Annotated in this window: 12 protein-coding genes and 1 pseudogene; 7 read left to right on the top strand and 6 right to left on the bottom strand. The window is 65.0% G+C overall.

Going from position 1 to position 11,876, the window contains the following annotated elements; translation table 11 throughout:
* Positions 1 to 103 precede the first annotated feature (103 nt).
* Positions 104 to 466 (top strand): nuclear transport factor 2 family protein, encoded by a 363-nt coding sequence (locus tag NKI31_RS07855; protein ID WP_023715528.1) that lies wholly within the window; start codon positions 104 to 106, stop codon positions 464 to 466.
* Positions 467 to 657: 191 nt separating this feature from the next.
* Here the strand turns inward: NKI31_RS07855 and xylB are convergent, their stop codons facing one another.
* The 3 genes from xylB to NKI31_RS07840 form a co-directional block, all read right to left on the bottom strand.
* Positions 658 to 2,112 (bottom strand): xylulokinase, encoded by a 1,455-nt coding sequence (gene xylB / locus NKI31_RS07850; protein ID WP_352651091.1) that lies wholly within the window; start codon positions 2,110 to 2,112, stop codon positions 658 to 660.
* An 81-nt stretch (positions 2,113 to 2,193) separates the two neighbouring features.
* Positions 2,194 to 3,519, bottom strand: coding sequence for a tetratricopeptide repeat protein (locus tag NKI31_RS07845; RefSeq protein WP_352651090.1), 1,326 nt, complete (start codon positions 3,517 to 3,519; stop codon positions 2,194 to 2,196).
* Between the two features lie 24 nt (positions 3,520 to 3,543).
* Positions 3,544 to 4,167 carry a LysE family translocator gene (locus NKI31_RS07840; RefSeq protein WP_352651088.1) on the bottom strand — a complete coding sequence of 208 codons (624 nt, stop codon included), beginning with the start codon at positions 4,165 to 4,167 and terminating at the stop codon, positions 3,544 to 3,546.
* Positions 4,168 to 4,396: 229 nt separating this feature from the next.
* On the opposite strand from NKI31_RS07840, the gene NKI31_RS07835 reads away from it, so the two are divergent.
* From NKI31_RS07835 to NKI31_RS07810, 6 genes and pseudogenes are all read left to right on the top strand, one after another.
* On the top strand, positions 4,397 to 5,164 hold the full coding sequence (locus tag NKI31_RS07835) for a L,D-transpeptidase (protein WP_023668871.1): 768 nt from the start codon (positions 4,397 to 4,399) through the stop codon (positions 5,162 to 5,164).
* 99 nt (positions 5,165 to 5,263) lie between these two features.
* Positions 5,264 to 6,430, top strand: a complete 1,167-nt coding sequence (locus NKI31_RS07830) for a diphosphate--fructose-6-phosphate 1-phosphotransferase (protein WP_352651086.1) — start codon at positions 5,264 to 5,266, stop codon at positions 6,428 to 6,430.
* On the top strand, positions 6,430 to 7,194 hold the full coding sequence (locus NKI31_RS07825; protein WP_352651085.1) for an MBL fold metallo-hydrolase: 765 nt from the start codon (positions 6,430 to 6,432) through the stop codon (positions 7,192 to 7,194). Before NKI31_RS07830 ends, NKI31_RS07825 begins: the two co-directional genes overlap by 1 nt.
* A gap of 24 nt (positions 7,195 to 7,218) precedes the next feature.
* A pseudogene (locus NKI31_RS07820) lies at positions 7,219 to 7,440 on the top strand (PDZ domain-containing protein); the annotation flags it as partial.
* Between the two features lie 130 nt (positions 7,441 to 7,570).
* Positions 7,571 to 8,182 carry a molybdopterin-dependent oxidoreductase gene (locus NKI31_RS07815; RefSeq protein ID WP_352651083.1) on the top strand — a complete coding sequence of 204 codons (612 nt, stop codon included), beginning with the start codon at positions 7,571 to 7,573 and terminating at the stop codon, positions 8,180 to 8,182.
* Positions 8,179 to 8,919, top strand: a complete 741-nt coding sequence (locus tag NKI31_RS07810; protein WP_352651081.1) for an FAD-binding oxidoreductase — start codon at positions 8,179 to 8,181, stop codon at positions 8,917 to 8,919. Before NKI31_RS07815 ends, NKI31_RS07810 begins: the two co-directional genes overlap by 4 nt.
* A 45-nt stretch (positions 8,920 to 8,964) precedes the next feature.
* Here the strand turns inward: NKI31_RS07810 and NKI31_RS07805 are convergent, their stop codons facing one another.
* From NKI31_RS07805 to NKI31_RS07795, 3 genes are read right to left on the bottom strand one after another with little or no spacing between them, the layout of a single operon-like run.
* On the bottom strand, positions 8,965 to 10,431 hold the full coding sequence (locus NKI31_RS07805) for a nucleotidyltransferase family protein (protein ID WP_352651079.1): 1,467 nt from the start codon (positions 10,429 to 10,431) through the stop codon (positions 8,965 to 8,967).
* A complete protein-coding gene (locus NKI31_RS07800) occupies positions 10,431 to 11,123 on the bottom strand; it encodes a glycosyltransferase family 2 protein (protein ID WP_245260271.1) in 693 nt (230 codons plus the stop codon). The genes NKI31_RS07805 and NKI31_RS07800 overlap by 1 nt, the downstream gene beginning before the upstream one ends.
* Positions 11,108 to 11,860 carry a glycosyltransferase family 2 protein gene (locus NKI31_RS07795; protein ID WP_352651077.1) on the bottom strand — a complete coding sequence of 251 codons (753 nt, stop codon included), beginning with the start codon at positions 11,858 to 11,860 and terminating at the stop codon, positions 11,108 to 11,110. The genes NKI31_RS07800 and NKI31_RS07795 overlap by 16 nt, the downstream gene beginning before the upstream one ends.
* Positions 11,861 to 11,876: the final 16 nt, after the last annotated feature.

Genomic DNA, 11,876 nt, shown 5'->3' with positions numbered 1-11,876 from the left:
CCTCTCCGAATAATCGCGCCTGATTACCTCAGGCGTAATTGGTTTCGCTCTCGCTCGGGGTGAAAAGCCTCGTGTCAAAGCCACTCAACGAAGGAGACAGACCATGACCGACCTCAACACGATCGCCCAGAACTACATCACCGCCTGGAACGAGGCCGATGCGGATCGCCGCGCCGAACTGCTCAAGGCCACCTTCACCGAAGACGTCAGCTACCGCGATCCGCTCATGCAGGGCGACGGCCATGCCGGCGTTGCCAAGCTGATCGACGGCGTACAGCAGCGCTTCGCCGGCTTCCGGTTCTCGCTGAAGGGCCAGCCGGACGGGTTTGGCGACCGCATCCGCTTCTCGTGGAATCTTGGGCCGGAAGGCGTGCCGTCGGTTATCGAAGGCACCGATATCGGTGTTATCGAAAATGGGCGCCTGAAGAGCGTCACCGGGTTTCTCGACAAGGTGCCGGCGCAGTGATCGATTAAGGGTGGCGCGAGACACCCCCCTCTGCCCTGCCGGGCATCTCCCCCGCAAGGGGGGAGATTGGCTGGCATCCACGCCTTCGCTAATCACCCACCTTACAAGACTGGCATACCCGCCGACGCTGCCGATCTCCCCCCTTGCGGGGGAGATGCCCGGCAGGGCAGAGGGGGGTGCTTCGCGCCGACTCACGCGGTCACGCCCTTGATCGCCGGGTACAGCGCCCGGTAGCGCTGGTACGCATCGGCATACGCGCCGCCAAGTGCAGCCTCCGGTTCGATCGTCGCATCCGTCCTCGGCGCCGTGCACACCGCGAGCGGATCAGCCCCTGTCGCCGCAATCAGCCCGAGCCGGGCGGCGCCAAAGGCAGCACCGAAATCGCCGTCGGCCGGAATGTCCACGGGCACCTGCAGCGCCGTGGCGATCGCCTTCAGCCAGTAGCGCGAGCGCGAGCCGCCGCCGATCGCGGTTACCCGGGTCAAATCCGTGCCGGCGGTCTTCAGGGCTTCGAGACTGTCCCGGAATGCGAAGGCAACGCCCTCGAGCACGGCTTGCGTCAGCACCGCGCGGCTCGACTCATGCGCCAGTCCGGTGAAGGACCCACGAACGGCGGAATCATTGTGCGGCGTGCGCTCGCCCGAGAGATAGGGCAGGAACGACACCCCGCTCGGCGCTTTCAGCACATCGCCAAGTTCGGCGGTCAATTCGCCGGCCTTCTTGCCTGAAATCTCCGACAGCCAGTTCAGCGAGTCGGTCGCAGACAGGATGACCCCCATCTGGTGCCAGGTGTTGGGCAGGGCATGACAGAAGGTGTGGACCGCACTTGCCGGATTGGGCAGGTAGGAAGCGTTGGCGGCAAACAGCACGCCAGATGTGCCCAGCGACACAAAAGCGTGGCCGGCGCCGACCGTGCCCATGCCGCAGGCCGAAGCAGCATTGTCGCCGGCGCCGCCGGCAACAGGAATGCCTGAGGCAATGCCCCATTTCGAGGCGAGTTCGGCGCGCAGGGCGCCAGCCTTCTCAGTGCCCTCGACCAGCGACGGCATCTGCTTCTCATCCAGCGACGTCGCCGCGAGCAGTTCGGCAGACCAGCGCCGCTTGCCGACATCAAGCCAGGAGGTGCCGGCGGAGTCCGACATTTCTGAGATATGCTCGCCGGTCAGCCACAGCCGCAGGAAATCCTTCGGCAAAAGCACCTTCGCCACTTTGGCGAAGACGGAGGGCTCATTGTTCTTCACCCAGGCGAGTTTCGGCGCCGTGAAGCCGGGGAAGACGATATTCCCGGTGAGTTGGCGAAAGCGCGGGTCGGCATCGAGCGCGGCGGCCTCGGCGTGGCTGCGCGTATCGTTCCACAGAATGCAGGGGCGCAGCACCTGGTCGCCGGCATCTAGCAAGGTGGCGCCATGCATATGGCCGGAAAGGCCGATGCCCTTGACCGCGGCAAGCTCTTTTGGGTGCGAGGCTTTCAGCTCGGCAATGGCCGTCTCGCAGGCGCGGATCCAGTCGGCGGGGTTTTGTTCGGACCAGCCGGGATGCGGCCGCGATACGTCAAGCGAAGCATGGCCGGAGCCGATGATCTTCTGCCCGGCATCGATCAACAGCGCCTTGACGCCCGACGTGCCGAGATCGAGGCCGAGATACATGCATTCCTCCCATTGCCATTAATTTTTTCGGGTCTCGAAAAAATCTGGCTTGCCAGTTTTTAAAACAAGATCCGCCGCGGGTCAATTCTCTGACAAATTGGCGGCGCGTTGCGAAAACAGCGCCGAAAGCGGACTGTCCGGCCGGGCCAGTGCGCGCTCGGCCGTCAACGCCCGGGTAAGCGCCGTGTCGCCGGCGCGCAACGCCGCCTCGATCAACGTGAGATCAATCACATCGCGCTGGGCGTGGCTGCCGCCAAAGCGATGGGCAATGGCGCGGATCGGTCGAATCAGGCGCACCGCTTCGCTGTAATTGCCCTCGCCGAATGCCTTGATGCCTTCCGTCAGTGGCTGGCCGACATCCCGGGTAAAGGCGGCATTGTCGTCGCTGCCGCGCATCGCCTCGTGCTGGGCTTCGAGCAAGATCTTGGCCGACGCTTCGAGCCCGGCGCCGACGAATGCCATCATCGCATGCGCATCGTTGAAGGCGTAGTTGCCGGCTCCAGCCTTCGGCGCCCAGTTGGCGGCGAGCGCTGTCCAGCGGTCGCCGACATCGACACCGCCGAGATAAAGCCGCCACAGGATCGCGGATGCATCGACCATGTTCAGCGCCAGCGTCGAACGCTCGCCATAGATCGGCCCGTCATAGAGTTTGAGCACCTCGTCGGTCTCGCCGAGATCGTAGTGGAACAGCGCCAGATGCCACCAGTTATGCACCTGCAGGAAGCTCTCTTTGGTCCACGCCCCGGGGTTGGCGCGCATCCAGGCGATGCCGTCCCGTTGCCGGCTCTGCATCTCCATGACATGGGCGACCGCGTGCTGCGCCCAGCCGTCTCGCGGCTCGATCTCGATCGCCTGTCGGCCGAAACTTTCGGCTCTGATATAGTCGCCCATCTCCTCGAGACCGAAGGCCTGCATACCGAGAATGGCGTGATAACCTGGCATGCCGCTCTGCCAGGACGGTAGCGCGCGGCCGATACGGTCGCGCAGCATGCGGGCATTGCCGGTGAAGAAGTCGATCTGGTGGCCGACCTGCAACGCCACCGCGTCGAGCGGGTTGTCGATGGCGATATCTTCGAGCAGGCGCGCGGCGTCATGCCAGCGTCCCTCGGCAAGGTGGCCAAGGGCCGCCACATGCGCCTGTTCGCGCGGCGTCGCGGCAAGCGGCAGTGCCGCAGCATGGCATGCCTGGGCGACCGCCGTTGCCTCGCGTTCGGTGGCGAGGCCGAACAGATACCCCTTGAAGACATGCGCCATGACGAAGCCGGGATCCGCCGATATGGCGCGGTCAACGGAGCCGACCGGGTCGCCGACGAAGCATTGCAATTCATGAACGGCCTGGCTGTAGGGTGAAAACCCGGCCTCGGTCGCGCCCGAAAACATTAGGCCGAATGGATCTCTTACTGCCATATCGGCCCTGATGCTCCGCAGTTCCTAATTGCCCGAGCGCATCGCCACCGTGGCGATCCCGGCGCCGACCAGCAGCGTGCCGCCGGTGCGGTTTAAGATGCGGATCGCCTTGGGGTTGCGTACGACGTTGCGGGCGCGCGCCGCAACCAGCGCGTAGCCGAAGGCATTGGCGAAGGCGAGCGCCAGGAAGGTCGTTTCGAAGATCAGCATCTGTGTCCAGAAATCGGCTTCCCGATTGAGGAACTGCGGCAGGAAGGCGACAAAGAACGTGATGCTCTTCGGGTTGAGTGCGGTGACCAGCCAAGCGTGCGCCATCATCTTGGCGGCCGAGACGGCATCTGTGCATGGTTCGGCTTTGAGCGCGCCGCCGGCGCGAAACAGTTTTACCCCGAGATAGACCAGATAGCAGGCGCCGATCAGCTTCAGAATGGTGAACAGGGTCGCCGACGCGGCCAGCAGCGCGCCGATGCCCAGCATCGACAGGGTCATGGCGGTGAAGTCGCCCAGCGCCACGCCGACGGCCATCGGCAAGGCGGTGCGCCAGCCCTGGCCCAGCGCATAGGACACGACCAGAAGAATGGTCGGGCCGGGAATGATGAGCAGAACGGTGGAGGCGGCGGCGAAGGCGGCCCAGTTTTCGAACGACATCTTTGTCTCCTTGAGCGCAAAGAAAAGGATAAATCCTCGTGTGCGGAGGAATGTAAAGAGCCCTCTCCCAGAAATGCACGGCGGACCATTTCGCCAGATCGCTGCGGCTATTGGCGGCACAGGCTTAAGACCGGTCGTTGGGCCTTCACCGTTTTTCAACCATGTTTGGCGAAACTGCCTGCCATCCGGCCGGACCGTGTTTCCCGCCGACAGCGTAGGGTTTGGGTGCATGCGTGAGTTGCCGCAGAATGTGACGCCGCCAGCAAATGGCGACGCAAACGAGACCGAACATCTCTATTCCCGCCGCTTCGTCCTGTCAGGGGCCGGCGCCATGACGCTGCTCGGCATGGCCGGCTGCAGCACGTCGACGCTCGAGCTGCCGCAATTCCAGCTGGATGACACGGTCACCGGCTCGGTGCGGCCGATCCGTCCGGCGATCAGCGTCGACAAGAACGTCACCGGCCCCGATGTCATGTACGCTTCGCTCAACGATGGCGGCTTCGAAGTGCCGGCGGTGCCCTATCAGAAGGTCAAGCCGGAGTTCCGCCGCCAGATCGTCGTCAACGAGACCGGCGAGGCGCCCGGCACCATTGTCGTCCATCTGCAGGAGCGAAAGCTCTATCTGGTGCAGGAGGGCGGCGACGCCATCCGCTACGGCGTCGGCATCGGCAAGGACGGCTTCCGCTGGTCCGGCCGCGCCAACATCCAGTACGGCAAGGAATGGCCGACCTGGACGCCGCCGCCGGAGATGATCCAGCGCAAGCCGGAACTGGTGAAATGGCAAAACGGCCAGCCTGGTGGCCTCACCAACCCGCTCGGCGCACGCGCCCTCTACATCTACCAGGACGGCAAGGACACCGGCTACCGCATACACGGTTCGCCGGAATGGGCGAGCATCGGCCAGGCGATGTCGTCGGGCTGCGTGCGCCTGATCAACCAGGATATCATCGACCTCTACAGCCGCGTTTCCAAGAAGAACCCGGTCGTGGTCGTCTGATCCTGTGCGGCGGTTTGGCGCCGCTGGAAACTCCCGTTGCGCGATGCGGCAAGCTAGGCCAAGGTGCCTTGAAAACCACAGCGCCGGGAGAGATCGAGCATGGCTGGAACGTTTGTCATCGCACAGGGCGGCGGCCCGACCGCCGTCATCAACCAGACGGTTGTCGGGGCCACGCTGGAAATCCGCAAGCGCCATCCCGGCGCCAAGGTGCTGGGCTCGCTCCACGGCGTGCGCGGCATTCGTGACGGCAACTATGTCGACCTCTCCGCCATCCCAGAGGACCGGCTGCGGCTGATCGCCGGCACGCCGAGTGCCGCGCTCGGCTCGACGCGCGACAAACCGGATGCCGCCTATTGCGAGGTCATCCTCAAGGGCCTGAAGAAGGCCGGCGCGGACGCCTTCATCTATATCGGCGGCAACGACACGTCGGGCACGCAGCAGATCCTGACCGACGCAGCCGGCGGCAGCATCGCTTTCGTCCATGCGCCAAAAACCATCGACAACGACCTCGAGGAAAACGACCACACGCCGGGCTTCATCTCGGCGGCCGAATTCGTCGCCGGCGCCTTCCTGTCCGTCGATCTCGATTTCCGCGCATTGCCCGGCATCTATGTCGGCATCGTCATGGGCCGGCATGCCGGCTTCCTCACCGCGGCGGCTGCAGCCTGGCAGCTCGATCCCGACAGCGGCCCGCATCTGGTCTACGTGCCGGAACGGCCGTTCTCCGCCGCCGGTTTCATCGACGACGTGCGCGCCACGCTCGACCGCCACAAGCGCTGCATCGTTGCCGTCTCCGAAGGAGTCAGCACCGCCGACGGCAAGGCGCTGGTCGAAAGCCTGGTGCCGCCGGACAAGCTCGAGCGCGACGCGCATGGCAACGTCAAATTGTCGGGCAGCGACCTGCCGTCAGCTCTGGAACGTGCGCTCGCCGAAGGCCTGCCGGGCAAGCGCGCCCGCGTCGATGCGCTTGGCTACATGCCGCGCGGCTATGTCGGCGCGATCAGCGCCGTCGACGCGCAGGAGGCTTTCGACGCCGGCGCCTTCGCGGTTGCCGTTGCCGGCGAAGGCGGTGGCTCGGTGGCGCTGCAATATGACGGCGCGAAAACCGTGCTGAAGAAGGTGCCGCTGAAGAACGTCGCCGGCAAGACGCGCCATATGCCCGACGATTTCATGAAGCCCGATGTCAACCAGCTGTCGGAAGCGGGCATGGCTTACCTGAAGCGGCTGGTGCCGGAAAAATACAAGGTGGGAAAGCCCTTCGTCTGATGGGCGGCCGTTTTGGCGGCGCCCGTTTTGGTGGCGAGCGCGTTGTCGGCGACTGGTTCGGCAAGACGATCATCGACGACCGCACGACGATGCTGACCGAGCCGTTCGTGCATGATTTCGTGCGCGCCAACATCTGGCATTTCAGGGGACGCGACGCCGACCTGCTGGTCGACACCGGCATGGGCATCTGCCCGCTGGCGCCTGAGATCGACACGCCCGAGGGCAAGCCGCTCATCGTAGTCGCCACCCACATCCATCTCGACCATGTCGGCTCGCTGCACGAGTTTCCGCTGCGCGCCGGGCCGCGGCACAGTGGCGAGCATTTCGAGACCATGAACGATCAGGTGACCTACGCCTACATGTTCAACAAACTCGACGGCGCCGTTTCGAAATTGCCGGCGCCGGGCTGGACGGCGGCCGACTACAAGATCCCGCCGGCGCCGCTGACGCGCACGCTGGACGAGGGCGACATCGTCGACCTCGGCGACAGGCAGTTCCGCGTCCTGCATCTGCCCGGACATTCGCCGGATTCAATCGCTTTGTTCGACGAGGCGGACGGCCTGCTCTTTGCCGGCGACGCCATCTACGATTCCACGCTGATCGACGACCTGCCGGATTCCTCCCGACCTGACTATCGCCGTACCATGCAGCGGCTCCTTGACCTGCCTGTTCGCCTCGGCCATGGCGGCCACGGGCCCAGCTTCGACGGCAACCGCATGCGCGAGATCGCCACCGCCTATCTCAGACGCACCGGAGGCCTCTGACGACATTGTGATTGGAACCAGCGTGGCGCCGTGGTCGAGCGCGTCAATCCGGACACGGCAGCTGCCAATGCCGGCCTGCAGCCGGGCGACGTCATCGTCGACGTCGACCGGTCGCCCGTGCGGGATGCGCGGCAAGCCAACCAGGCGATCGCCGAGGCCGGCAAGGCGGGCCGGAAGTCGGTGCTGCTTTTGGTCGACCGGGGCGACGCGCAAATCTTCGTCGCCGTATCCTTCGCCGCCGGTTGAGACATCATGGCAGGCTCGCCGGACCACCGACAGGCCTGCCGCACGGCCGCCGAAATTCCTATTGCCCGCCGCGACATCTTCGAGAACATTACGGCAGGCCGGCAATGGCCTGCTAAAAACGGACAGTCAAATGGTCACTCGCGGTTTTTCCTCCCGTCGAAAGCCTCCGACGGAGACCGATGCGCGCATTCCGCCCGGTCAGTATCTCGAACAGGGCTTTCCGGTGCTGTCGGCGGGGCCGACGCCGCGCGTGCGCACCGAGGACTGGTCGTTCACGCTCAAGCACGGGCCACGCCCGATCAAGAAGTGGAACTGGGCCGAGTTCAACGCGCTGCCCTTGACCAAGATGACGCGCGACATCCATTGCGTTACCGCCTGGACCAAGTTCGATACCGCCTGGCAAGGCGTGCTGGTCGACGACATCCTTGCCGATGCCGGCATCGAAGCGCCGACCGGCTTCCTGCTGGCGCATGGCTATGACGGCTATACCACCAACGTGCCGGCCAGGGATCTCACCGCGGGGAAGGCGATGGTGGCGCTGCTTTATGAGGGCAAGCCGATCACGGCCGACCATGGCGGCCCGGCGCGGCTCCTGGTGCCGCATCTCTATTTCTGGAAATCGGCCAAATGGCTGAACGGGCTGCAGTTCACCGAGCGCGACGAGCCGGGCTTCTGGGAATTGCGCGGCTATCACATCTATGGCGACCCGTGGCGCGAGCAGCGCTATAGCGGCGATCCATGAGCGAAGCGCCGCAATCTCCCTGGCAGACGGCGAAAATCACCCGGATCGAAAAGCGGACGCCACGCGTCACCAGTTTCTTCTTCGCGCTGTCACGGCCATTCGCCTATCGCGCCGGACAGCATGTCGATGTCAGGCTGACTGCGCCTGACGGCTACCAGGCGCGCCGCTCCTATTCCATCGCCTCGGCGCCGGAGAGCGGCGCCACGATCGAGCTGGCGATCGAGAAGCTCGACGACGGTGAAGTCTCGCCCTTCTTCCACGACATCGCCGCGGTCGATGACGAGATCGAACTGCGCGGGCCGCTCGGCGGCCATTTCGTCTGGTCCGATGGGGATGGCGGGCCGCTGCTTCTGGTCGGCGGCGGCTCCGGCGTCGTGCCGCTGATGGCGATGGTGCGTCACCGGACCTTGCGCAAATCGGCGGTGCCGGTGGAGCTGATGTTTTCGGTGCGGGTCTGGGACGAGGTGATCTTCCGCGACGATCTGATCGGTCTCGGCGACCGCCGCGACGGGTTCGAGCTGGTGCTGACGCTGACGCGCGAGGCGGCACGGCGCCCGTCCGACTATTCGAGGCGCATCGACACGGCAATGGTCATGCAGGCGCTCACGCGGCTGCCGCGGCCGCCGGCGCTCGCCTTCGTCTGCGGGTCGAACGCCTTCGTCTCGGCGGCTGCCCAGGCGCTGATCGACGCCGGCATATCAGCGGAAATCATCCGCACCGAGCGCTATGGCGTCTGAGAGGGCCACAGTGGTTCACCGTTTCATGGAAACAGCCACCCGCTCTCAGGTGGGTGAAAACCTTGCCGACAGCAATTGGAACGGCAGCGCGCCATAGGCGGCGACTTCGGCCTCATTGTCCCAGTTGCGGAACTGGCGCGATGGCCGTGCCTCGATCACCAGAGGCCGGCCGGTGTCGTCCACCGTTAGCTTGCCGCGAAAGCGCAGCACACGTCCGCCGCCGGCGCGGCTGATCACTATGGAACGCAGGCGGGCGACATGGCCGCCGCCGGCATTGATTTCCATCTCAATGCGGCGCCGGATTGGTGGAACGACGATCCTGACGGTGACGTCCAGCACCATCGCTCCAGTCCTGTCCGGGCGCGGCAGGGTCTGGGAAAGTGCAAACGGCGCCGACGTCGCTCTTGCCTTGCGCAATGTCGGCCTGCCGCGCCAGACGGCGGGCGTCGGCTGCTGCAGGCGGCCCTTTTTGCGTTTGAGGCGCAACTGCTTGGCAAAGCCGCGCGACAGCCAAACGAGGCCGCCGAAATCGGTGCGCGGCTTGGCCTGCAGCACCGAGGACCAGCGCGACAGGCCGGCGCGGTCGGCCAACTCAATCGTCTTTGCAAGTTCGGCCTCCGGCACCGCAATGCCGATCTCCAGGCAGAGATAGGAGAGCGCCACCGCCGCGGCGACGGCGAGGCCCCGCTTGGCGATGATGTCGGCGAACACGCCCCAGTCGACTGCGCCACTCTCGATGGCGACCGCACAGTCGACCAGCCAGTCGCTGTGGGTGTGGGCATCGAGGCCGCCATGTGCGATGGCAAGCGCCATGCGGTCGGCCGGAGAGGGAACAAGCACGCGGACGCCATTGAAGTCGGCTGACAGCGCCCGCTGCCAGATCGCCAGATCATCTTCCGCGCTTTGCTGCGACCCGTCATAAGCGAGCTGGTGCAGGTCGATGTCGCCGAAACTGCCCTTGAAAAAATTCATCGAACGCAAGGACGCCAGCCTGGTGCGCAGATATTGCGGACTGACGCCGGTGGCGATCTGCCAGTCGCGTTCGCTAAGCACATCGAAGGCGGCAATCATGGCCTGCGGGCGCACCAGTATGTCGATGTCATGCGCCACCCGGCCGCGCTGCGCCGACGCGTTGACGGCGATGCGGCTGGCGCCTTTGATAAGCATCACCGCGCAGCCGGCGTCGATCATGGCCTGTAGCGCCGGCTCGGCCTCGCGCGCAGCCAGTCGCGATTTGGTCCACAGCATCTTTTGCAGGCCGACAAGACGTGGATAGGCCGGATGCCCAGCGAGCTTGCGGCCGAACCTGTCGGAGATCGCGGCCAGCAGCCGATGCTCGCGGAAAGCAGCATGGTCGATATCGTTCTCGTCGAGCCAGCGCGCCGCATAGCCCCCGGCCGCCTCTTCATCGGGGAGCAATGCGGCCTTCAGCAACTGGTCGAGGCCGCCCGTGGGCCATGACCAACCATAGTCCGGAAACCGACGGCCGATACGGCGCATGGCATTGGCCATCAGTCGGCGCTCGCCTTTTTCGCTGCTCGCCTTTGCATGGCCAGCCTTACGACTTCGACATAACCGCGGTCGCGCACGGGGTCGCGTCCATAGGACATGCTGTCGGGCCGGATGCGGCGCAAGGTCAGGACATCGTCGAGCATGGCAAGCGCAAAGCCCGCCTCGCGGACACGGGCGATCCAGTCGACCATGTCGCCGCGACCGCCTTGCGGGTCGATGATCGGACCGACGGCCTCGGCTACCTCCCGGCGGATCATCATCGTCGTGCGCGACCAGCCCGCCACGGCCACGTCCTGTTGCACATCGGGCTTGTCATCGCGAAACGTCCGCCAGTGGGCAAAGACTCCTGCCGTCGCGGGAAACCGCTCGAAATGCTCCAGCTGCCTTTCGATCTTGGTCGGCAGCCACAGATCGTCCGCATCGAGCGTGGCGACGAAGGGCGTCGCCAGCGCGGCGATGCCCCTGGTGGTGGCGCTGCCTGGTCCGGCATTGTCCTGGCGCAACACCTGCACCGGCATGCCCAGCGAATTGACCACCGCGACCGTATCGTCGGTCGAGCCGTCATCGACGACGATTATGGCGTCGGGCTGGACCGTCTGGGCCGCGACCGATCGCAGCGTCTCGGCGATGGTGGCGGTCGCGTTGAAGGCCGGAATGACGACGCCGTAGCTGGCCATCACAGGAAACGCCAATTCGCAAGTTCCTTGAAATCGAAGATGCCGTCGACAGGGTGCAAGGAGCGGTCGGCCTCGCGCCGTTTCATCGACTTGTAGACGGCGCGCATGAATTCGCGAAAAGGAACATCGGCCTGCCTGGTCATGTTGCCGGGATGGCGCCGGTAATAGAGCGCAACAGTGTCGGGCATCGTGAATTTCGGCCCGCTTTCGAAAGTGCGCAGCAGATAGTCGGTGTCCTCGGCCTGGTGGAAATCCTCGTCGAAGCTGCCGATGCGTTCGACCAACCGCCGGACGAAGATAGCGGGAGACAGGTGAATGCCGCGAACCGTCATCGAGTGGCTGTCGGCTGTCGGCTCCAGCGTATCGTCATCTATGTCGTCGACCAGCGTCATGCGCGAATAGGTGAGCTCGAGGGTGGGGTCTGCGTCGAAACAGGCCAGATCCGCCTTGAAGCGGCCCGGCGGGGAAATGTCGTCCGAATCGAGAAACGATATCAGCCCGGTCTGCGGCAGCAACTGCCGCAAGCCCGCGTTGCGCGCCCGCGTCACCCCGGCATTCTCCTGCTGGAAAAGGCGAATGCACGGCGCCTCCGCGATCAGCGAGCGCACGACCGCCGCCGAACTGTCGGTCGAACCGTCATCGATAACGATGATGTCGAGATCGGCGGCATCGCGCTGCCTCAGCAGCGAGCGCAGCGCCAAGCCGACATGGCGTTCGCGGTTGTAGACCGGCATGATCACGCTCAGCTTCACGCACGCATTCCAGGCT

It is taken from the genome of Mesorhizobium sp. M0659, assembly GCF_040320605.1.
Taxonomy (GTDB): domain Bacteria; phylum Pseudomonadota; class Alphaproteobacteria; order Rhizobiales; family Rhizobiaceae; genus Mesorhizobium.
Note: the sequence above shows the minus strand (reverse complement) of the source record. Positions and strands in the feature narration are given on the sequence as shown.